Origin of the sequence: Mesoflavibacter sp. CH_XMU1422-2, from assembly GCF_037029245.1 — a bacterium.
GTDB classification, from domain to species: domain Bacteria; phylum Bacteroidota; class Bacteroidia; order Flavobacteriales; family Flavobacteriaceae; genus Mesoflavibacter; species Mesoflavibacter zeaxanthinifaciens.
In genome coordinates this window covers 1-22248 of sequence record NZ_JAYMEE010000015.1, presented here as the reverse complement: position 1 = coordinate 22248, position 22248 = coordinate 1, and the positions used below count along the sequence as shown (strand labels likewise).

Genomic DNA, 22248 nt, shown 5'->3' with positions numbered 1-22248 from the left:
TTTTTTTGCTCGTGCAAAGATAGTTATTTTTGTTGGTTTAAAATCAGTTTAAATAGTTAAAAAGTTTAACTGTTTTGTTGCCTTGCTTCAAAAATTTTAAGATGGATAAATGTACCCATTTTTCTTGCTCTTCGTTTAGCTAACTCTGCATTTTCACCTGCAAATAAGTGTTCTATAGTTTCAAACCAAAGGTTTAACCAAATACCAAAATGATGTTCTGTAATACTATTATTATTTGCTTTATCTACTTTTACGTGCACTTCTAATGGGTTTCCTGTATATTTTTTCTTTAAAGGTTTCCCCATAAACAAGCTACTTTCCCAAAACGTGGTTAAGTGATCTAAATGTTGATCCCAATTGGTAATAGCTTGATTAAAAATTGGTCCCAAAATAGCGTTTGCTCTTACTTTTTTGTAAAATTGATCTACTAACAAAGCAACATCTTCTCGTGTATTTATATCGTCTTTAATCATTATAACAAAGATACGTTAATGTCCGTTTTTTATAGATATTTTCTTATTATTTTTACACCATGATAAAAATAGTTTTGCTTGGCGCAGGAAATGTAGCCACTCATTTATATAAAGCAATTTCTGCTACTAATAACATTAGCGTTATACAATGGTATAATCGTACTTTAAACAATATTTCATTATACAAAAATGAAGTTAATATTACCGATAATTTAAACGAATTAGTTGATGCTGATTTATATATTATTTGCGTAAGCGATGATGCAATTGAAACTTTAAGCAACAACCTTCCTTTTGAAAAGCGTTTAGTTGTTCATACTTCTGGAAGTGCTAGTTTATATGATATTGATAAAAAACACTATCGCGGTGTTTTCTATCCGTTGCAAACTTTTAGTAAAAATGTTGCTTTAGACTTTACAACGGTACCAATTTGTATTGAAACATTAAGAAAACAAGATTTTAAACTTTTAAAATCTGTCGGAGAAACGTTAGGCTGTCAAACCTACAAAGTTAATCCAGATCAAAGACCTGCTTTACATTTAGCTGCTGTTTTTGTAAATAATTTCACTAATCAATTGTATAGGGTTGCACATGAAATAACAGAACACCATGGTGCAGAATTTGATATTTTAAAACCATTAATTACCGAAACTGCTAAAAAAGTTCAAGACGTTTCGCCATACAAGGCACAAACTGGTCCAGCTAAACGTAACGACAAAAAAACAATAAAAAGACATTTAAAATTATTAGATAATGAGCATCATGAAGCTATTTATAAACTAATGACCTCATCTATAAAAAAAACACATAATGGAAGATAAAAGCTACAAAGAATACTTACACCAAATCAACACCTTTATTTTTGATGTAGATGGCGTTTTAACTAACGGAATGGTTACTATAACTACTTCTGGCGAAATGATAAGACATATGAATGTTAAAGATGGTTATGCAATTAAACAAGCACTTAATCATGGATTTAATATTTGTATTATATCTGGAGGGACAAACGAAGGTGTTAGATTGCGCTTACAACATTTGGGTATTAAAGATGTTTATTTGGGCGCTCATCAAAAATTAACTCAGTATAACGAATATATTAGCAATAATAACATCAATGCAGAAAATGTGTTGTATATGGGAGACGATATACCAGATGTCCCAGTACTTAAACAAGTAGGATTAGCTACTTGTCCACAAGACGCAGTACCAGAAGTTAAAGACATATGTAATTATGTATCACATAAATTAGGCGGCGAAGGTTGCGTAAGAGATGTTATACAACAAGTATTAAAAGTTCAAGGGAAATGGGACAGCGATTTTGATGCCCAAACATTTTAATTCGACAAAATTAGAATAACAAAAAACTAAAAAACCAACAACTAGTGAATATTATCAACCTAATTAGATATAAAAACTTAATTTTAATTGCATTAGTACAAGTACTTATAAAATATGCTATGTTTCCTGCTTTTAATGTAGATACAACGCTTAGTACTTTTCAATTTATCATTTTGGTTATTTCAACCGTATGTATCGCTGCTGGCGGTTATATTATTAACGATATTTTTGATGTAGAAACAGACGCAATTAATAAACCTAACAAGCAAATAGTAGGAAAAACCATTGCAAAAGATAAAGCCTATAATTATTATATGGCATTTACTTTTATTGGCGTTGTTACTGGGTTTTACCTAGCTAACGATGTTAACAGAAGTACCTTTTTTGGCATTTTTGTAGTCATTGCCGCACTACTTTACATTTATGCTTCCTTTTTAAAACCAATGCTACTTGTTGGTAACATTGTAATAAGTGGTCTTGTAGCATTAAGTCTAATTGTTGTTGGTATTTTCGATTTACTACCTACCATAAATATGCAAAACAAGTTTATACAATCTTCGATGTTTGAAGTTATTGTAGATTACGCTGTTTTTGCATTTTTAATTACATTTATTAGAGAAATTGTAAAAGATATCCAAGATATTGATGGCGATTACAACGCGCAGATGAAAACTTTACCTATAGTCTTAGGTAAAAATAGAGCTTCAAAAATTGCTTTTGGGTTAACTATTGCTTCCATTTTAATATTAGCCTATTACTTAAATGCGTATCTTTATATGCAGACCATAGCCATTATTTACTTTTTAATTGCTGTGATAGCGCCTTTAATCTATATTGCTATAAAATTGTTTTCTGCTGAAAACAAAAAGGATTTCAAATTGATTAGCAGATTATTAAAAGTCGTAATGTTATTAGGCATGCTATCTATGGTCGTGTACTATTTTATCATATAATTATGCTGAAAGAAAAACTAAAAGACAGACATATAATATTAGCTTCTGGATCACCAAGAAGACAACAGTTTTTTAGAGATTTAGGATTAGATTTTGAAGTCCGATTAAAAGACACTAAAGAAGATTACCCTAATCGCTTAATGCATTTTGAAATTAGCGACTATCTTGCGCAATTAAAGTCTTTACCTTTTTTAGACGAACTTAAAGAACATGAAATACTAGTAACCAGCGATACCATTGTTTGGCATAAAGGCGTAGCATTAGGCAAACCTAGAAACAACGACGAAGCATTTGCTATGCTTAAATCTTTAAGTGATAATACGCACGAAGTGATTACATCTGTATGTGTACGTACAAAAATCTTTCAAAAAACGGTAAATGCAACTACAAAAGTGACGTTTAAAGCGTTTACAGATGAAGAGATTTGGCATTACATTAAAACCTACTCGCCTTTAGACAAAGCTGGCGCTTATGGTATACAAGAATGGATTGGACAAATTGGCGTAACCAGTATTGAAGGCTCGTTTTTTAACGTTGTTGGTATGCCAACTCATCTTGTTTACAAAACGTTAAATACCATTGCAGAAGAGTTTTAAGATTGTAAATTTATACTACAATTTCTTACAATCATGCAATTAAAATTAACCACAATTCTACTTTTTTGTATTTTTATTTTTGCTTGCAAAGAACAAAAACAAACTACAGATTCACCTAAAAAAATTACAACTAAAAAAGAAGAAAAAAAGCTACCGCCAGCCTATAAACCTAACCAACAATTTAAAGATTATTGGTATGCTAGTAAAGCCGAAATCACTTCCTATACCTTAGAACAAGCACGCTATGGCGAATTACGAAATGGAAAAGCTGTTTTAGTCTACGTCACCGAACCTTTTTTACCAAAAGCACAAGTAAAAGCAGACCAGAAAAACCCAAAAAACATAAACGTTTTAAAGTTAAATGCCACAAAAAAATTCAATACTGGTATTTATCCGTACAGCATTATGCAAAGCACATTTTATCCCGTTGCAAACAACCAACACGCTTTAAAAGTAAGTGCTTCTATACAAGAATGGTGCGGACAAGTTTACACACAAATTAACAACAGAGACCAATTTGAAATTACATCACATTCTTATTTTGAAGGTGAAGCAGATCAAAATTTCAACTTAGAAAAAACTGTTTTGGAAAACGAAATTTGGACGCAACTTCGTATTGACCCAAACAGTCTTCCTATTGGTGATTTTAAAATTATTCCAAGTTTAGAATACATTCGTTTAAAACACAAACCTTTAAAAGCTTATAACGCTTTCGCGGAGATTTCAGAAGGAAAATACACGCTTTCTATTAAAGAATTAAACAAAACCCTAATTATTAATTTCGAAAACAATTTCCCTTTTACCATTACAAGTTGGGAAGAAACTATAGACGGATTAACCACAAAAGCGACAAAACTTAAAACTATAAATACCGCATATTGGAATCAAAATAGTAATAAGGATTTATCGTTAAGAAAAACATTGCAACTAGATTAACAATTCAGTTTAAAATCTATATTTACCAAAATTTTAATATATGTTTGAGCATTTACAAGACGAAATCTTAAAAACACTAGTCCTTCTAATTATATTTATAATCATAAGATCTATTTTAAAAGTTTCAATAAAAAAAATAGGTCAAAAAAGCGGTATAAACGATGCTAGAATTGGATTAATTTCTAGATATTCTACCTTTACTCTAATTCTAATATTTTTACTATTTCTTTCTTACATTTTTGGCGCTACGTTAGAGAACTTAACACTACTTTTCTCTTCGGTTTTTGCTGTTATTGGTATTGGTTTATTTGCCATTTGGTCAATTTTAAGTAATATTACTTCTGGAATAATCATGTTTTTTTCGTTTCCTTATAAAGTTGGAGACAAAATAAAAATCCACGATAAAGATTCGCCTTTAGAAGGTATTATTGAAGATATTCGTGCGTTTCAGCTTCATCTAAGATTAGATAATGGAGATTTGGTGACGTATCCTAACAATTTAATTCTGCAAAAAGCTGTAACTTTAGTTCAGAAAGACGCAATTGAAGACTTTGGAGATTTCCATTAATTATGGCAAAAAACAAACAAAAAAAACGCACACAAAACTATAAAAAGCATTTAGGTCAAATACCTGGCGCATTGGTATACACAGGGAAAAAAGAAGACGTAAAATTACATCTTCATTCTTTTGATTATACCGATAACGACATACACGAAAAAGACCTTTCTAACATAGAAGAAGCGTTTGTTTTTAAAGATACAGAGTCTGTAACATGGGTTAACCTTAACGGATTAAATAATATTAACGAGATAGAAACCATAGGTAGTTACTATCAACTTCATCCATTACTATTAGAGGATATTGTAAACACATCCCAACGTCCAAAAATTGACGAGTATAAAAATTACATCTTCATTGTTTTAAAAATGATGTATTACGATGATAATGAAACTATTATATCTGAACAAGTAAGTTTTGTACTAGGCAAAAACTATGTATTGACTTTTCAAGAAGCCGAAGGTGATGTTTTTGAAAATGTAAGAGATCGTATAAGACACAAAAAAGGACGTATTCGTACAGAAGGTGCAGACTATTTATTGTATGCCTTAATAGATGCTATCGTAGATCATTATTATGCCATTATAGAAACTATGGGTAATAAAATTGAAGACCTTGAAGACGATCTTTTTAATGGAATTTCTCAAGAAGAAATCTCTCAGCAAATACAAAATTTAAAGCGTGAAGTTTTAAAAGTACGACGCGCTATTTTTCCGCTTCGCGAAATTATTGGTCGCATAGAAAAAGACCCAAATAGTTTAATTGAAGAACAGACAACACACTTTTTTAGAGATGTTTACGACCATATTATACAAGTCACAGAAAACTTAGATATTTATCGCGAAATGATTTGGAGTTTAATGGATATGTACATGACAACTATTAGCAATAAAATGAACGAAGTCATGAAGGTGTTAACCATTATCGCTACCATTTTTATTCCATTAACCTTTATTGCTGGTATCTACGGGATGAATTTTGTTAACATGCCAGAGCTACAATACAAGTATGGTTATCATATAGTTTGGGCTGTTATGATTCTTATTTTCTTAGCCATGTTGTACTACTTTAAACGTAAAAAGTGGCTGTAGTTAGCAATTAGCAGTTAGCAGTTAGCAGTTAGCAGTTAGCAGTTAGCAGTTAGCAGTTAGCAGTTAGCAGTTAGCAGTTAGCAGTTAGCAGTTAGCAAACGTAAATGATTTGTGACAATTCGTGTCAAAAAGAAAATAAATTATAGAAATAAAAATTAGCTTCACTTCTTATAATTCACATCCTAAAAATAACGTTAAAAAAGGCTTAAAACAGCTATTCCGCTAAGGCTATTATGTATATTTACCTCAAACATAATTAACCTTAAAAATGCTAAAAAAACTAGCTTCGCTCCTATTTATTTTTGTTTTGGCTCTGCCTTTACAAGCACAACAACCAAAAAAACTTAACGCATCTCAAATTCATGATGCTGTAAAAAAACTTAACTTTTTAGGTACAGTTCTTTATGTAGCAGCTCATCCGGATGATGAGAATACACGTCTAATTTCCTACATGTCTAACCAAGCAAAAGCACGTACAGCTTACCTATCTTTAACTCGTGGTGATGGCGGACAAAATCTTATCGGTCCAGAAATTAGAGAATTATTAGGTGTTATACGTACACAAGAATTATTAGCCGCAAGAAGCGTAGATGGTGGCGAGCAACGTTTTAGTAGAGCAAACGATTTTGGTTACTCAAAACATCCTGAAGAAACTTTAGATATTTGGAACAAAGACCAAGTGTTAAACGATGTTGTTTTAGCCATAAGACAGTTTAAACCAGATATTATCATTAACCGTTTTGATCATCGTACACCTGGCACAACTCACGGTCATCACACAACTTCTGCTATGTTAAGCGTAGAAGCTTTTGATTTGGCAAACAACCCAAACATATATCCAGAACAAGCTAAAACATACGGAACTTGGCAACCAAAACGCCAATTTTTTAATACCAGCTGGTGGTTTTATGGAAGCCAAGAAAACTTTGAAAAAGCAGACAAAAGCAAACTTTTAAATTTTGATATTGGCGTATATTACCCTTCAAAAGGGTTATCTAATAACGAGATTGCTGCACTTTCTAGAAGTAAACATTTATGTCAAGGGTTTGGTGCTTTAACGCAACGTGGATCACAAACCGAATATATCGAACTTATTAATGGCGATTTACCAAAAGACAAAACCAACCTTTTTGAAGGAATAGACACAAGCTGGAATCGTGTGAAAGGCGGAAAAACTATTGGTGACATTTTAAAGAAAGTTGAGACAAATTTCAATTTTGAAAATCCTTCAACACACGTTAAAGACTTATTATTAGCAAGACAGTTAATCCAACAATTAGATAATGAATATTGGAAAAACTATAAAACTCAAGAAATTGACGCTATAATTGAAGCTTGTTTAGGTCTATATTTAGAAGCATCTGCTAGTACACCAACCGCATCGCCTGGCGAAACCATTACCATAAATCTTGAAGCTGTTAACCGTAGCCCAATTAATATGGAGTTAGTGTCTTATCACATTTCTACAGACAAAATCGCGACTTTAAAAGCACTTTCTTTAAAAAATAATGACAAACAAAATTTAGAACAATCACTTACTATTCCTAAAGATATGCAACCGTCTTCACCGTATTGGTTGAATAAAAAAGGAACTTTAGGCATGTATAAAGTTGAAGATAAAAATCTAATAGGAAAGCCAGAAACACCAAGACCAATAAGCGTTACTTTTAACTTAACGATTAATAATCAACCGTTTTCTGTAACTAAACCTATTGTTTACAGGTACTCTAAACCAGATAAAGGCGAATTATATCGTCCGTTTGAAATCATTCCTGAAGCATCAGCAAAAATTTCAGAAAAAGTCATCATTTTTGATACAGATCAACAAAAAGACATTTCGGTAATTGTAAAAGCTGGTCGTGATAATTTAAACGGTTTTGTTCAAATAGCGCATCCAAACAATTGGTCTGTTTATCCTGAAAAGCAAAACATAGATATTAAATATAAAGGTGAAACACAAACGTTGACGTTTACGGTTATTCCTCCAAAAAATCAAAACGAAGGATTAATAACGCCAATGGTTCATGTTGGTGAAGACGTTTACACCAGAGAATTAGTTGAAATTGATTACGAACACATTCCTTATCAAACCGTTGTGCTTCCAAGCGAAAGCAAAGTAGTACGTTTAGATATTAAAAAACGAGGCGAAAACATTGCGTATATTGAAGGTGCAGGCGATGCTGTACCAGAAAGCTTAAGACAAATTGGTTACAATGTAATGGTTTTAAAACCAGAAGATATCACTACTGAAAGATTAAGCGCTTTTGATGCTGTAGTTGTTGGTATTAGAGCGTATAACATCTTAGACGAACTTAAATTTAAACAGCAAATTTTATTCGATTTTGTAGAAAATGGTGGCAATATGATTGTGCAATACAATACAAATCGCGGTCTAAAAGTGGACAACTTATCTCCTTTTGAGTTAAAAGTGTCCAGAGATCGTGTTACTGATGAGAATGCAGAAGTTACACTTTTAGCAAAAAATCATCCAGTTTTAAATTATCCAAATCAAATTACAAAAGCAGATTTTGAAGGCTGGACGCAAGAACGCGGTTTATATTTTCCAAACCAATGGTCTAACAAATTTACACCTATTCTATCCATGCACGATAAAGGCGAAACCGAAAAACAAGGTAGTTTGTTAGTCGCAAAACACGGTAAAGGCTATTATATTTATACAGGTCTTAGCTTTTTTAGAGAATTTCCTGCTGGTGTTTCTGGAGCGTACAGATTATTTGCTAATATTCTAAGTATTGGAAAAGACAATTTAGATAATAAAGAACAGTTTAAGGATTAAAGCGTCACCTCGAATGCAGTCTAGAGTTCAAAAACATTTTAAATGAAAAATAGCATTTTAATATTATTCTTTTTTGTTCTTAAAACAAATGTTGGATTTAGTCAAACAAAAGCTATTGTTATAGATAGCATTACTTCTAAAACTATTCCCTATGTTAACATTTGGGTTGAAAATGAAAATAACGGGACTACATCTAATGATTATGGCGAATTTATTATAAATGAAACCGATTCAACAAAAAACATAGTTTTTTCTGCTATTGGATACAAAAGAGAAACAGTTCAAATTAGCCAAATAAAAAACATAATTTATCTTAAACCTGAAACTACAGTTTTAGAAGAAGTTGTTTTAACTAAAAAGAAAGAGTCTAAAAAAATAGTTATTGATAAATTCAAAAAATCAAAAATTCATTTTTATTATGGTTCAGGTAAAACACCATGGATGGTTGGAAAATATTTTCCTAATGAAGATAAATACTCAGACACACCTTTTATAAAGGAATTTGCTTTTTTAACAAATTCAGAAATCGAAAATGCAAAATTCAATATTAGATTGTACGAATACGACAGTTTAAATTTTATCGGAAATTCTGTTTATGACAAAAACATAATCTCTTCAGTAAAAAAGGGAAAGAAAACAACAATTATTGATATTTCAGATTTAAATATTAGATTTCCTAAAAAAGGATTAATCGTTGTAATTGAATGGTTAATAATTGAGTCTAATAAAAGAGAGTATTTTTACACCTCAAAAGGAATAAAGAAAAAGAACACTGCTTTTGAACCTATGTTTGGTGCTGTTGCTAAAGACACTAATAAATATGCTATGGTTTATCGAGGCAAATGGATGAAAACATTTAAAAACACCAATCAATCTATAAAAAATTATAAAGATAAATACAGTGAACTTGCTGTTTCTTTAACATTAACAAACTAAAAATGCAAAACCAACCAAAATACCAATGGAAACCAATGTACACCTTAGTACTATTGGCTAATATTTTATACTTAATCGCTTTTTATTTAATCACGTTATATTTTTAAAAAATGCAAACATTAGATTGGATTATTTTAATAAGTACATTACTAATCATAGTTATTTATGGTACGTACCAAACTAAAGGCAGTAAAAATGTACAAGATTACTTAAAAGGTGGTAATACAACACCTTGGTGGACAATAGGTTTATCGGTTATGGCTACACAAGCCAGCGCAATTACGTTTTTAAGTACGCCTGGACAAGCATTCCATTCGGGTATGGGATTTGTCCAATTTTACTTTGGATTGCCTATTGCAATGGTCGTGATTTGTATGGTGTTTATCCCGTTATATCACAGATTAAAAGTCTATACGGCTTATGAGTTTTTAGAAAACCGTTTTGATAAAAAAACCAGAACACTTACTGCTATCTTATTTTTAATTCAACGTGGTTTAGCTGCAGGAATTACCATTTTTGCTCCTGCAATTATTCTATCGGCTGTTTTAGGTTGGAATTTACTACTCCTAAACATTATCATTGGCGTTTTGGTAATTATTTACACTGTTTCTGGCGGAACAAAAGCTGTAAACGTTACTCAAAAACACCAAATGGTTGTGATTTTTACAGGAATGATTATTGCGTTTGTTTTAATTATTAATCAACTTCCTAATGATATTACTTTTTCTAAAGCGCTTCAAATAGCTGGTGCAAGCGGTAAAATGGATGTTTTAGACTTTTCTTTCGATTTAAATAACAGATACACCGTTTGGAGTGGATTAATTGGCGGTACCTTTTTAATGTTATCTTATTTTGGGACCGATCAAAGCCAAGTACAACGCTATTTATCTGGTAAATCTGTAAAAGAAATGCAATTAGGTTTACTATTTAACGGACTTTTAAAAGTGCCAATGCAGTTTTTTATTCTGCTAGTTGGTGTAATGGTTTTTGTGTTTTATCAGTTTAACGAATCGCCTATAAATTTTAATCCAACAGCAACCGAAGTCGTTTTAAACAGCGAATATTCTCAAGACTATCAAACGCTTCAAAAGCAACAAAACGAATTATTTGCTGAAAAACAACAAGCTATTTTCAATTATGTAAAAACTGAAAATAATGTAACTGCCAAAACTATTTCAGAATATAACACTAAAAGTGATGTTTTAAGAAGCCAAGCACAAAAATTAATTGAAAAAGCTGGTGAATCAAAGAATTTAAAAGTAGAAAGTAATGATAAGGATTACGTATTTATTCACTTTATATTAAACAATTTACCAAAAGGATTAATCGGATTATTATTAGCGGTAATTTTAAGCGCAGCAATGTCTAGTACCGCTAGCGAACTTAACGCTTTAGCAAGTACAACAACCATAGATTTATACAAACAACGTGTTGGAGAAAAATCTGAAAACGATATGGTTAAAGCCTCTAAAGGCTTTACTTTACTTTGGGGAATTTTAGCAATTGGCGTAGCCTGCGTTGCCAATCTTGCCGAAAATTTAATTCAGTTAGTTAACATTATCGGTTCTATTTTTTACGGTAATGTTCTTGGTATCTTCTTATTAGCGTTTTTCTTCAAATTTATTAAAGCAAACGCTGTGTTTATTGCAGCATTAATCACACAAGTTTTAGTCATTGGTTTATTCTTTTTAAATCAATTTGAAATTATCAACTTGCCATTTTTATGGTTAAACTTTGTTGGCTGCTTAATTGTTATGGTTATCGCTTTTGTCATTCAGTATTTAATGAAAAATGAAATGAATTATGCATAAAGAACAAACCATACATTGGGGAATTATAGGTCTTGGAAAAATTGCTGAAAAATTTGCGACAGATATGCAAAAAGTAAGCAATAGCAAGATTTATGCAGTAGCTTCAAGAATATTAGAAAAAGCAGAAACCTTTGCTAAAAAACACCAAGCCACAATGGCGTATGGTAATTATGAAGAATTGTTAAGTGACTCTAAAATAGATGCCATATACATTGCTACACCACATAGTCTACACAAAGAAAATACACTTATGTGTTTACAAAACAACATTCCTGTACTTTGTGAAAAACCATTAGCTTTAAACCGTTTTGAAGTAGAGAACATGATAAGTGTTGCCAAAGAAAACAATACGCTTCTAATGGAAGCTTTATGGACATACTTCTTACCACATTATCAAAAGGTTTTAGAATTATTAGAACAAAAACACTTTGGAAATATATTAAAGCTTGAAGCCGATTTTGGTTTTAAAGCTAGTTTAGATCCTTCTGGAAGAGTATACAATAAAACTCTTGGTGGCGGTAGTCTTTTAGATATTGGTATTTACCCAATATTTTGTGCACTTACAACACTTGGTATTCCTAAAAAGACCGAAGCAAAAGCTACTTTTTTTGATAACGGTGCAGACGCTACTTGTAATATGATTTTTTATTATGATGAAGCAATTGCCCGTTTAAAATCTACTTTAGTTGAAAAAACTAACACAGAAGCAATTTTTACCTGCGAAACTGGTGTAATTAAAATAAACTCAAGGTTTCATGAGCCAACAACAGTAACATTAAAATCTAATAACGGTGAAGAAAAAACACTTGATTTTAACTACAACTCTATTGGTTACAATTTTGAAACAGAGCATTTTAATCAATTAATCAGAACTAATATAAAAGAAAGTCCAATTATGAGTTTTCAAAAAAGCACCGAATTAATTGATTTATTAGACTTAATTAAAGCACAAATTGGGTTGAGTTATCAATAATTCTTCATTCAAAACTCTTAGTTTTTAAAATATATTTGAAATTGTTAAGCTTTTAAAGTAACTTAGTACAAACTAGTTACAGAATTATCGTAACTAATTAAAGTTTCAGTTATGGAAAAATCTTTAATTGTAATACTAGCTTTAGTCATCTTTTCGGCAATAGGTTTTGCGTATTCTGTATTCTGTATTCTTAAAAAGTTATGTCAAAACTTCGTTTGGCGAAAAATGGCTTCACCTTTGGAATAACAAACTTTACTTTTGGCAAAGCACCATTTTTGTTAGTGCAGCGTTTACCTTTTTAATCATGTATCTTTTAAAATGGATTGATGTATTGAATTTTTAGAATATCTTTGCTACCTATTTTAGCAAAGCCATGAGAATAGATATCATCACTGTTTTACCAGAGTTACTTAAAAGTCCGTTTGAAGCATCCATTTTAAAACGTGCTATAGAAGCAGATTTGGTAGAAGTACATTTTCATAATTTAAGAGATTATACTACAGATAACTACAAAACCATTGACGATTATCAATTTGGTGGTGGCGCAGGTATGGTTATGCTTATAGAACCTATAGATAAATGTATAAGCAAATTAAAATCGCAGCGTCACTATGACGAGGTTATTTATATGACACCAGATGGCGAAACCTTAAATCAAGGTATTGCCAATACATTATCTTTAAAAGAAAATATCATTATCCTTTGCGGACATTATAAAGGTGTAGACCAACGCGTACGCGATATGTTTGTAACTAAAGAAATATCTATTGGCGATTATGTACTATCTGGCGGAGAACTTGGTGCTGCTGTACTTTGCGATGCTGTAATACGATTAATACCAGGTGTTTTAGGTAACGAAACATCGGCGTTAACAGACAGTTTTCAAGATAATTTATTAGCGCCACCAATTTATACAAGACCTCGAGATTACAACGGACATAAAGTACCAGAAGTATTATTTAGCGGTAATTTTCCAAAAATTGAAAAATGGCGAGAAGAACAAGCTTATAAACGCACAAGAGAAAGAAGACCAGATTTACTAGATGAATAATTTGGTCTGTTCGAGTACTTTGTGAAGTACAAACAAAAGGTATCGATGACTTAAAACCGTCTTCGTCAACAAACATTTTTTAAACTTTTACTTTTACCAATTAACTTTTTGCTTATATTTGCACCCAATTTCGGATTAACCTCTGGCGAAATACGTGAATGTTGTTCTGAATCAAACACTTAAACATAAATAAAGATGGAATCTTTAATAAAATTTGTACAAGACGAATTTGTAACAAGAAAAGACTTACCAGAATTTTCAGCTGGTGACACAATTACAGTTTACTACGAAATTAGAGAAGGAGAAAAAGTAAGAACTCAGTTCTTTAGAGGTGTAGTATTACAAAGAAGAGGTACTGGTACTTCAGAAACTTTTACAATTAGAAAAATGTCAGGAACAGTTGGTGTAGAGCGTATCTTCCCAATTAACTTACCAGCCTTACAAAAAATTGAAGTTAACAAAAGAGGTAAAGTACGTCGTGCTAGAATCTTTTACTTTAGAGGTCTTACTGGTAAAAGAGCAAGAATTAAAGAAGCTAGAAGATAATCTAACACTTCTAAACATATTTAAAAAGCCTAAACTTAATTGTTTAGGCTTTTTTAGTTATTAACTTTTGTTAATAACTACGGTTCATAAATAGTTGATATATAATTAGTTAAAAAGTTTGTAAACTTCCAAAAAAGATATACTTTAGTAAAACAATTAATAACAATAGTTATATTGGTTTCAATAAAATTGAATTTGATTTAGTTGTATTGTTTTTTGAGGTTTTGAAAATTACATGTGTAGTCGTGTAGATTGTAAAAATCATGAGATTTTAAAAAGTGTTTTATGTGAAAGCAGAAAGCAACTAGTAAAATTGAAAGTTTTAAGTAATCTAAAGAAGCGAAAGCAACTTTAAGAAGAACAAAGCAATGTTTTACGACAGTAATTTCATGAAAATTGAAATTAAAACAGTAAAACATCAAAAAAAACAATTACTATGTACATTTTGTAACAGGTCAATACATTTTGAAAGTTACCCAAATGTACTATTGATTTAACAAGTGCGTGAACCGAAAAGATGTAAAACGTAAGTTTTGGATTGATTTAACGAAAGTTAAATAAGTCGTCGCCAAAGTGTTAATTCAAAAAAGCCATAGCAACAATAGTTAATTCTATTATGTTATGGCTTTTGTTTTTTGTAGGTTTCTTATCTTTCAGCTATAAATAAAAAACACAATGCCTCTACCCCTTATTGCAGACAAAATTTATAAAAACAAAGATTTTACTTCTCAAGCATTAGAAAGAGCTGAATATGATAACTGCACATTTATAAACTGTAATTTTGAAGGCTGTTTTCTATCGGCTTTTAGTTTTTTAGACTGTAATTTTGAAGATTGTAATCTAAGTAATATTAAAGTGAAAGATGCTACTTTTAAAGATGTAGCGTTTTTAAACAGTAAAATGCTTGGTGTTTTATTTTCAGATTGTAATCAGCTATTATTTTCGGCAAGTTTTACCGATTGTGTTTTAAACTTTTCTTCATTTTATAAAATCAAGTTGATATCAGGTAATTTAAAAAACTGTATCTGTGATCAAGTAGATTTTACCGAAGCTAATTTTTCTAAAACTAATTTTGATAACTGCGATTTAAAAAATGCTGTTTTTGAGCAAACTAACTTAGAACAAGCTAACCTTTTTAGTGCAATAAATTACAGTATTAACCCTGAACGTAACAAAATTAAAGGTGCTAAATTTTCTAAAGATCAAATTTCTGGACTTTTAGACACTTACAAAATTATAATTTCTTAAAATTTCTTTCATATTTTATCAAATTCGCAATAATCTAATCTTCTAAACTACATCGTTGTAATAAATCATTTAGAAGCAGATTTCACTTTAAAAAACCTCTTGTTTTTCGTATATTCGTCAAGCTAAAAAAATAACTAACATTCAATTTAATTATATGTCAAATTCACCAAAAATTATATATACAATTACAGATGAAGCGCCTGCTTTAGCCACGCGTTCTTTTTTACCAATTGTAAAATCTTTTACCGCCTCTTCTGGTGTAGAGATTGAAACAAGAGACATCTCTTTAGCAGCTAGGATTTTAGCTGTTTTTCCTGATGTATTAACAGAAGAACAACGTGTATCTGACGACTTAGCGTTTTTAGGAGATTTAGCAAAAACACCTCAAGCTAATATTATAAAATTACCAAATATTAGCGCTTCAATTCCTCAGTTAACAGCTGCTATTAAAGAGTTACAAGCAAAAGGGTATGCTGTACCAGATTATCCTGAAGAAGCAACAACTGATGCTGAAAAAGACGCTAAACAACGCTACGACAAAATAAAAGGTAGTGCTGTAAACCCGGTTTTACGTGAAGGAAACTCTGATAGACGTGCACCAAAAGCTGTAAAAAACTATGCAAAGAAAAACCCACATTCTATGGGTGCATGGTCTAAAGATTCTAAATCTCATGTAGCTACAATGTCTCATGGCGATTTTGCACACAACGAGCAATCTGTAACTGTAGACAAGGCTACAACTGTAAAAATTCAACATACAGACAACAACGGTAACGTTACTGTTTTAAAAGATAATTTAAACCTTTTAGAAGGCGAGATTATAGATGCAACAGTAATGAGTAAAAAAGCATTATTAGCCTTTTTAGAAGAGCAAGTAAAAGATGCTAAAGAGCAAGGCGTATTGTTTTCTTTACACATGAAAGCAACAATGATGAAAGTTTCTGACCCAATTATCTTTGGTCATGCTGTACGCGTATTCTTTAAAGATGTTTTTACTAAGTACGCTGAAACTTTTGAAAAAATTGGTGTTGATGTAAATAATGGTTTTGGAAACTTAATCAGTAATTTACAAGAATTACCAGAAGCAGAACAAAACGCTATTTTAGAAGATATTGAAACTGCTTATAAAAACAATCCAGATTTAGCAATGGTAGATAGTGATAGAGGTATCACTAACTTACACGTGCCAAGTGATGTTATTATTGATGCGTCTATGCCTGCAATGATACGTACTTCTGGACAAATGTGGAATAAAGAAGGAAAGCAACAAGATACTAAAGCTGTAATCCCAGATAGTAGCTATGCTGGAGTTTACACTGCTACTATAAACTTTTGTAAAGAGCACGGTGCATTTGACCCAACAACAATGGGTACAGTACCAAACGTAGGTTTAATGGCTCAAAAAGCAGAAGAATACGGTTCTCATGACAAAACTTTTGAAATGTCTACAGATGGTAAAGTTGAAATCGTTGACACAGACGGAAACGTTTTAACATCTCATGATGTAGAAGCTGGAGATATTTGGAGAGCTTGTCAAGTAAAAGACTTACCTATTCAAGACTGGGTAAAATTAGCTGTAACACGTGCAAGAACTACTGGTTGGCCAGCAGTTTTCTGGTTAGACGAAAACAGAGCTCATGATGCAGAATTAATCAAAAAAGTAAATACTTACTTAAAAGATCACGATACAGATGGGTTAGAAATTCATATTCTTTCACCAATCAAAGCAACAGAGTTTACTTTAAAAAGAGTAAAAGCTGGAGAAGATACAATTTCTGTAACAGGTAACGTATTACGTGATTACTTAACAGATTTATTCCCAATTTTAGAACTTGGTACTTCTGCTAAAATGTTATCTATCGTACCATTAATGAATGGTGGTGGATTATTTGAAACAGGAGCTGGTGGATCTGCACCAAAACACGTTCAACAATTTGAAAAAGAAAACCACTTACGCTGGGATAGTTTAGGTGAATTTTTAGCACTTGCTGTTTCTTTAGATCACTTTAGTGAAGTTAACAACAATCCTAAGGCAAAAGTTTTAGGTGATGCGTTAGACGTTGCTACCGAAAAACTATTAGAAAACAAAAAAGGTCCTTCTAGAAAAGCTGGTGAAATTGATAACCGTGGTAGTCATTTTTACTTAGCAATGTATTGGGCAGAAGCATTGGCAAACCAAAATAAAGACGCAAGTTTAAAAGCACAGTTTGAGCCAGTTGCCTTAACTTTTAAAGCAGAAGAAAAAACAATTATTAAAGCTTTAAATGATATACAAGGTAAATCTGTTGATATTGGTGGTTACTATGAGCCAACAGACGAATTAGCAGACCAAGCTATGCGACCAATTGACTTATTTAATAATATTTTGAAAGAAATTTAATTCATTCTTCTCAAATTAATAAATTGTTAAAAGCTCCTTTTACAGGAGCTTTTTCTTTACTTTTAAACTAAAAATTGAAATGAATTCTAAGCTAATCCTAACCATAGCAATTTTTATTCAATTATCCTTATCTGCTTTCTCTCAAGAAAAATTCACGTTAAGTGGAAAAATAACTGACAATAATACTAACGAGTCTTTAATTAGTGTAAATGTTATTATTCCTGAATTAAACACTGGTACAACCACCAACGAGTATGGCTTCTTCTCTATCACGTTACCAAAAGGTAATTATAATGTGATTATTTCTTATTTAGGTTATGCAGAAACTTCAGAAACTATCAATCTTAATGAAGATATTACTAAAAACTTCAGTTTAACTGAATCTGTTGAAAGCTTAGAAGAAGTTGTGATTACAGAAAATGTAGAGCGACTAAACATAAGAAAACCACAAATGAGTGTTAATGTGTTAAAAGCTTCTACAATAAAAAAAATACCAGTAGTTTTAGGAGAACCTGATGTTATCAAAGCAATTACTTTATTACCTGGTGTCACTAACGCTGGAGAAGGTAGTTCTGGATTTAACGTACGTGGTGGCGCTGCGGACCAAAACTTAATTTTATTAGACGAAGCTACTGTTTTTAATTCTTCACATTTATTCGGGTTATTTTCTGTTTTTAATCCTGATGCTATTAAAGATTTAAAACTATATAAAGGAGGAATACCATCACGCTACGGTGGACGTGTTTCTTCTGTTTTAGATATTTATCAAAAGGAAGGAAATAGTAAAGAGTTTCATGCAAATGGAGGTATTGGTTTAGTTGCTAGTAGATTATTAGCAGAAGGACCATTAAAAAAAGACAAAGGTTCTTTTCTTTTTGGTGGACGTAGTAGTTATGCTCACTTATTTTTACCACTTTTTGATATTGATAACGTGGCTTACTTTTATGATTTAAACACCAAATTAAGCTACAAACTAAATGATAAAAATAATATCTATTTATCCGGATACTTTGGTCGTGATGTATTTAGAATTGCAGATAGTTTTGATAACACCTACGGTAATACGGTTTTAAACTTTAGATGGAATCACTTGTTTTCTGATAAGTTATTCTCAAATATGTCATTAATATATTCTGATTACTATTATGGATTAAAGCTTAATTTTGTTGAATTTGATTGGGATTCAGGAATTAGAAATTTTAACTTTAAATATGATTTTAAACATTATATTTCTAATAATTTCAAACTTCAATATGGTTTAAACAGTATATATTATAAGTTTAATCCAGGAGAAATTGAACCTTCTACACCAACTTCAGGAATAAATCCTTTCAAACTAATAGATAAATATGCATTTGAAAATGCTATTTATTTAGATGCAGAGCATAAACTATCTGATAAACTATCTATTAATTATGGACTAAGGCTAAGTTCTTTTTTACGTTTAGGTCAAGATGAATTAAACATTTATGAAAACGATCAACCTGTAATTTTTAATGAAGATTTACAGATTTATGAAAAGGCAGAACCAATAGGTACAGAAAACTATAACAGAAGTGATGTTATAAAATCCTTTTTTAATTTAGAACCAAGATTTTCAGTTGCATATCAATTAAACAAAAATAGTTCTATAAAAGCAAGTTATAATCGTATGACACAGTATTTACACTTGTTATCAAACACTAGTTCTCCAACACCTTTAGACGTATGGACTCCAAGTGGTAAATATGTAAAACCACAACTGCTAGACCAAATAGCTGTAGGATATTTTAAAAGTTTTAATAATAACGATTACTCCTTAGAAGTAGAAAGTTTTTATAAAACAATAAAAAATAGAATCGATTATATAGACGGCGCAAATTTGATAGCTAATAATGCAATTGAACAAGTTATTTTAAACGGAAAAGCAAGAGCTTATGGATTAGAAATTCTTTTTAAAAAAAATGTCGGAAAATTAGAAGGTTGGATAGCCTATACTTTATCAAAATCAGAACAACAAACAACAGGAAGAACAGCTGAAGAGCTAGGTATAAATAACGGAAATTGGTACAATACTGCATTTGATAAAACTCATGATATTTCAATAACTAGTAATTACGAATTGAATAAAAAATGGACTTTTAATGCCAATTTTGTTCTTCAAACAGGACAACCTACAACATATCCTGTATCTCAGTATCAATACGCAGGTTTAACAATACCCAATTACGGTAATCGTAATTCTAACAGATTACCAACGTATCATCGTTTAGATATATCTGCAAATTATACACCAAAACCTAACAAGACAAAAGGTTGGCAAAACTATTGGACTTTTAGTATTTATAATGCATACAATCGTTACAACGCTGCTTCAGTAAGTTTTTCAGAAAATAGAATAACCGGAATTAATGAAGCTACAAAATTTTCACTTTTTGGTATTATACCTTCAGTAACCTATAACTTTAAATTCTAATGAAAAAATTTATATATATAAGTGCCCTTTTATTACTTTTTAACTGTGAAGAAGTTGTAGACATTAACTTACCAGAAACAGAACCTAAACTTGTAATAGACGCTTCACTAAACTGGTTTGATGGCACAACAGGTAATGAACAAGATATAAAATTAACATTGTCTGCTCCATTTTTTGATACAGAAATTCCACCAGCTAATAATGCAATAGTTAGTGTAACAGATCAAAATAATAATACTTTTATTTTTACTGAGGACGGTGATACTGGTATATATAAAACAACAAATTTTATTCCTGAAATAAACCAAGAATATACACTTACAATCCAATATAACGGAGACACTTATGTTGGTTCAGAACAATTAAAATCTGTAACACCTGTAGAATATGTAGAACAAAATGATGAAGGTGGTTTTTCTGGAGAAGATATCGAGTTAAAAGCCTATTATAATGATCCTGCTAACGAGCCCAATTTTTATTTATATCAATTTGATACAGATATAGCAGTAATTCCTACTTACGAAGTATATGATGACGAGTTTACAGATGGAAATCAAATTTTTGCATTTTTCACCGAAGAAGATTTAGAATCCGGTGATAAAGTAATCATTAAAAACTACGGAATTTCTGAACAATATTATAATTTCATGTTCCTGTTACTACAACAATCCTCAGAAAATGATGGTGGCCCATTCGAAACACAACCAGCAACAGTTAGAGGTAATTGTATAAATATTACCAATCCAGACAATTACCCTTTAGGCTATTTTAGAGTATCACAAGCCTATCAATACAATTATACAATAAATTAATTGGGCGTTACCACAAGGGTCGCGCTATCCGTTGCTAGTTTTGGTTCGAAGCAAGCCTCACCAAAAGCTAACCACTACTATCGCTAACGCAAAAATAGCTAACTTTACACCTATGAAATTTATAAAGACCACAGAACAAGATTCTAAATATAATCACTTAGAAAAGATGAGCATTAATCAACTGCTCACAAACATTAATAAAGAAGATCAAACTGTACCGTTAGCAGTACAGAAAGCTATTCCTCAAATAGAACAATTAGTAGAACAGATTGTAATTAAACTAAAAAAAGGTGGTAGATTATTTTATATCGGTGCTGGAACAAGCGGTAGATTAGGTATAGTAGATGCTTCAGAATGTCCGCCAACATTTGGTGTGTCATATGATTTAGTTATAGGTTTAATAGCTGGCGGAGATTTAGCTATTAGAAAAGCAGTAGAGTTTGCAGAGGACTCTACAACACAAGGTTGGGAAGATTTATTAAAACATAATATAAACGAAAAAGATGTAGTTATTGGTATAGCAGCATCAGGAACAACACCTTATGTAATATCAGCTTTAGAAAATTGTAATAATCATAATATAACTACTGGATGTATAACATGTAATTCAGATAGTCCGCTTAGTAATACAGCACAATTTCCAATAGAAGTTATAGTAGGTCCAGAATTTGTAACAGGTAGTTCACGCATGAAAGCAGGAACAGCTCAAAAGCTTGTACTTAATATGATTAGTACTACTACAATGATTAAGTTAGGAAAAGTAAAAGGAAATAAAATGGTCGATATGCAACTAAGTAACAATAAACTTGTAGATAGAGGAGAAAAAATGCTAATATCTGAACTTAATATAGATCGAGAAACTGCTCAAAATATATTAAAAAAATATGGAAATGTTAGAGAAGCTATAAAAAACTATAAAAATGGAAACTAAATCTACAGATAAAGAAATATTAATAAAAGGGTTAAAACAATTAGGATTATCACTATTACTAATGTTTATAGGACCTTCTTTTTTATACCTTATTCTAAGTAATAAAGATAAACCGTTCTATATAGTATTGTTAATATTAGGAATAATAATTTGCTCTTTAGCTGTTTACTTTGCTTTTAAAGGTATAAATACTATTCTTAAAAGTCTCTTCGAAAGTAATAAAACAAAGTAGTATACTTCGTAGTTTCATTTAATTTTTCAAAAACTAACAAACAAAAAAAAAGTCCTCAACAAAATATGTTGAGGACTTTAAAAAAGGCGACGACCTACTCTCCCACAATGTAGTACCATCGGCGCTA

21 protein-coding genes are annotated in these 22248 nt (G+C 31.1%); 20 read left to right on the top strand and 1 reads right to left on the bottom strand.

The genetic code is table 11. From position 1 onward, the window contains the following. Positions 1–65 precede the first annotated feature (65 nt). Positions 66–473: a group III truncated hemoglobin gene (locus WA340_RS03540; protein ID WP_336127295.1), complete on the bottom strand. Its 408-nt coding sequence runs from the start codon at positions 471–473 to the stop codon at positions 66–68. 59 nt (positions 474–532) lie between these two features. Between WA340_RS03540 and WA340_RS03535 the strand changes: the two genes are divergently transcribed. The 20 genes from WA340_RS03535 to WA340_RS03440 all read left to right on the top strand — a co-directional run bounded on the left by WA340_RS03535 (position 533) and on the right by WA340_RS03440 (position 22121). Then, positions 533–1294, top strand: a complete 762-nt coding sequence (locus WA340_RS03535) for a Rossmann-like and DUF2520 domain-containing protein (RefSeq protein WP_336127294.1) — start codon at positions 533–535, stop codon at positions 1292–1294. Further along, positions 1284–1814 carry a KdsC family phosphatase gene (locus WA340_RS03530; protein ID WP_106678714.1) on the top strand — a complete coding sequence of 177 codons (531 nt, stop codon included), beginning with the start codon at positions 1284–1286 and terminating at the stop codon, positions 1812–1814. Before WA340_RS03535 ends, WA340_RS03530 begins: the two co-directional genes overlap by 11 nt. Before the next feature lie 44 nt (positions 1815–1858). Beyond that, the gene (locus WA340_RS03525; RefSeq protein ID WP_223076467.1) at positions 1859–2767 is read left to right on the top strand and encodes a geranylgeranylglycerol-phosphate geranylgeranyltransferase; all 909 of its coding nucleotides are present in this window, start codon (positions 1859–1861) and stop codon (positions 2765–2767) included. 2 nt (positions 2768–2769) lie between these two features. Then, on the top strand, positions 2770–3363 hold the full coding sequence (locus WA340_RS03520; RefSeq protein WP_304145477.1) for a Maf family nucleotide pyrophosphatase: 594 nt from the start codon (positions 2770–2772) through the stop codon (positions 3361–3363). Between the two features lie 33 nt (positions 3364–3396). Continuing rightward, positions 3397–4299, top strand: coding sequence for a septum formation inhibitor Maf (locus WA340_RS03515; protein ID WP_336127293.1), 903 nt, complete (start codon positions 3397–3399; stop codon positions 4297–4299). A gap of 40 nt (positions 4300–4339) precedes the next feature. Beyond that, a complete protein-coding gene (locus tag WA340_RS03510) occupies positions 4340–4867 on the top strand; it encodes a mechanosensitive ion channel domain-containing protein (protein ID WP_336127292.1) in 528 nt (175 codons plus the stop codon). Positions 4868–4869: 2 nt separating this feature from the next. Continuing rightward, positions 4870–5949, top strand: coding sequence for a magnesium/cobalt transporter CorA (gene corA, locus WA340_RS03505; protein WP_336127291.1), 1080 nt, complete (start codon positions 4870–4872; stop codon positions 5947–5949). A gap of 268 nt (positions 5950–6217) precedes the next feature. Then, the gene (locus tag WA340_RS03500) at positions 6218–8746 is read left to right on the top strand and encodes a PIG-L family deacetylase (protein WP_336127290.1); all 2529 of its coding nucleotides are present in this window, start codon (positions 6218–6220) and stop codon (positions 8744–8746) included. 42 nt (positions 8747–8788) lie between these two features. Next, positions 8789–9682 (top strand): carboxypeptidase-like regulatory domain-containing protein, encoded by an 894-nt coding sequence (locus tag WA340_RS03495; protein WP_336127289.1) that lies wholly within the window; start codon positions 8789–8791, stop codon positions 9680–9682. Between the two features lie 110 nt (positions 9683–9792). After that, complete coding sequence (locus WA340_RS03490; RefSeq protein ID WP_336127288.1) at positions 9793–11493, top strand: sodium:solute symporter; 1701 nt, start codon at positions 9793–9795, stop codon at positions 11491–11493. Then, positions 11486–12466 (top strand): Gfo/Idh/MocA family protein, encoded by a 981-nt coding sequence (locus WA340_RS03485; protein ID WP_336127287.1) that lies wholly within the window; start codon positions 11486–11488, stop codon positions 12464–12466. Before WA340_RS03490 ends, WA340_RS03485 begins: the two co-directional genes overlap by 8 nt. A gap of 111 nt (positions 12467–12577) precedes the next feature. Further along, positions 12578–12712 carry a hypothetical protein gene (locus WA340_RS03480; protein WP_304145493.1) on the top strand — a complete coding sequence of 45 codons (135 nt, stop codon included), beginning with the start codon at positions 12578–12580 and terminating at the stop codon, positions 12710–12712. A gap of 127 nt (positions 12713–12839) precedes the next feature. Beyond that, a complete protein-coding gene (trmD, locus tag WA340_RS03475) occupies positions 12840–13517 on the top strand; it encodes a tRNA (guanosine(37)-N1)-methyltransferase TrmD (RefSeq protein ID WP_336127286.1) in 678 nt (225 codons plus the stop codon). A gap of 195 nt (positions 13518–13712) precedes the next feature. Beyond that, a complete protein-coding gene (gene rplS / locus WA340_RS03470; RefSeq protein WP_336127285.1) occupies positions 13713–14063 on the top strand; it encodes a 50S ribosomal protein L19 in 351 nt (116 codons plus the stop codon). A 675-nt stretch (positions 14064–14738) separates the two neighbouring features. After that, positions 14739–15311 carry a pentapeptide repeat-containing protein gene (locus WA340_RS03465; RefSeq protein WP_336127284.1) on the top strand — a complete coding sequence of 191 codons (573 nt, stop codon included), beginning with the start codon at positions 14739–14741 and terminating at the stop codon, positions 15309–15311. Positions 15312–15465: 154 nt separating this feature from the next. Next, positions 15466–17691, top strand: a complete 2226-nt coding sequence (locus WA340_RS03460; protein WP_336127283.1) for an NADP-dependent isocitrate dehydrogenase — start codon at positions 15466–15468, stop codon at positions 17689–17691. Positions 17692–17770: 79 nt separating this feature from the next. Beyond that, a complete protein-coding gene (locus WA340_RS03455; protein ID WP_336127282.1) occupies positions 17771–20146 on the top strand; it encodes a TonB-dependent receptor in 2376 nt (791 codons plus the stop codon). After that, a complete protein-coding gene (locus WA340_RS03450) occupies positions 20146–20958 on the top strand; it encodes a DUF4249 domain-containing protein (protein WP_336127281.1) in 813 nt (270 codons plus the stop codon). The genes WA340_RS03455 and WA340_RS03450 overlap by 1 nt, the downstream gene beginning before the upstream one ends. Before the next feature lie 112 nt (positions 20959–21070). Then, positions 21071–21889, top strand: coding sequence for an N-acetylmuramic acid 6-phosphate etherase (gene murQ / locus WA340_RS03445; protein WP_336127280.1), 819 nt, complete (start codon positions 21071–21073; stop codon positions 21887–21889). After that, positions 21879–22121, top strand: coding sequence for a DUF6095 family protein (locus WA340_RS03440; protein ID WP_027879695.1), 243 nt, complete (start codon positions 21879–21881; stop codon positions 22119–22121). The genes murQ and WA340_RS03440 overlap by 11 nt, the downstream gene beginning before the upstream one ends. Positions 22122–22248 lie beyond the last annotated feature (127 nt).

What these genes read in the sequence shown, in the direction of transcription:
- WA340_RS03540 (WP_336127295.1), bottom strand. Translation starts at nt 473, where the DNA reads ATGATTAAAGACGATATAAATACACGAGAAGATGTTGCTTTGTTAGTA.
- WA340_RS03535 (WP_336127294.1), top strand. Translation starts at nt 533, where the DNA reads ATGATAAAAATAGTTTTGCTTGGCGCAGGAAATGTAGCCACTCATTTA.
- WA340_RS03530 (WP_106678714.1), top strand. Translation starts at nt 1,284, where the DNA reads ATGGAAGATAAAAGCTACAAAGAATACTTACACCAAATCAACACCTTT.
- WA340_RS03520 (WP_304145477.1), top strand. Translation starts at nt 2,770, where the DNA reads ATGCTGAAAGAAAAACTAAAAGACAGACATATAATATTAGCTTCTGGA.
- WA340_RS03515 (WP_336127293.1), top strand. Translation starts at nt 3,397, where the DNA reads ATGCAATTAAAATTAACCACAATTCTACTTTTTTGTATTTTTATTTTT.
- WA340_RS03510 (WP_336127292.1), top strand. Translation starts at nt 4,340, where the DNA reads ATGTTTGAGCATTTACAAGACGAAATCTTAAAAACACTAGTCCTTCTA.
- corA (WP_336127291.1), top strand. Translation starts at nt 4,870, where the DNA reads ATGGCAAAAAACAAACAAAAAAAACGCACACAAAACTATAAAAAGCAT.
- WA340_RS03500 (WP_336127290.1), top strand. Translation starts at nt 6,218, where the DNA reads ATGCTAAAAAAACTAGCTTCGCTCCTATTTATTTTTGTTTTGGCTCTG.
- WA340_RS03495 (WP_336127289.1), top strand. Translation starts at nt 8,789, where the DNA reads ATGAAAAATAGCATTTTAATATTATTCTTTTTTGTTCTTAAAACAAAT.
- WA340_RS03490 (WP_336127288.1), top strand. Translation starts at nt 9,793, where the DNA reads ATGCAAACATTAGATTGGATTATTTTAATAAGTACATTACTAATCATA.
- WA340_RS03485 (WP_336127287.1), top strand. Translation starts at nt 11,486, where the DNA reads ATGCATAAAGAACAAACCATACATTGGGGAATTATAGGTCTTGGAAAA.
- WA340_RS03480 (WP_304145493.1), top strand. Translation starts at nt 12,578, where the DNA reads ATGGAAAAATCTTTAATTGTAATACTAGCTTTAGTCATCTTTTCGGCA.
- trmD (WP_336127286.1), top strand. Translation starts at nt 12,840, where the DNA reads ATGAGAATAGATATCATCACTGTTTTACCAGAGTTACTTAAAAGTCCG.
- rplS (WP_336127285.1), top strand. Translation starts at nt 13,713, where the DNA reads ATGGAATCTTTAATAAAATTTGTACAAGACGAATTTGTAACAAGAAAA.
- WA340_RS03465 (WP_336127284.1), top strand. Translation starts at nt 14,739, where the DNA reads ATGCCTCTACCCCTTATTGCAGACAAAATTTATAAAAACAAAGATTTT.
- WA340_RS03460 (WP_336127283.1), top strand. Translation starts at nt 15,466, where the DNA reads ATGTCAAATTCACCAAAAATTATATATACAATTACAGATGAAGCGCCT.
- WA340_RS03455 (WP_336127282.1), top strand. Translation starts at nt 17,771, where the DNA reads ATGAATTCTAAGCTAATCCTAACCATAGCAATTTTTATTCAATTATCC.
- WA340_RS03450 (WP_336127281.1), top strand. Translation starts at nt 20,146, where the DNA reads ATGAAAAAATTTATATATATAAGTGCCCTTTTATTACTTTTTAACTGT.
- murQ (WP_336127280.1), top strand. Translation starts at nt 21,071, where the DNA reads ATGAAATTTATAAAGACCACAGAACAAGATTCTAAATATAATCACTTA.
- WA340_RS03440 (WP_027879695.1), top strand. Translation starts at nt 21,879, where the DNA reads ATGGAAACTAAATCTACAGATAAAGAAATATTAATAAAAGGGTTAAAA.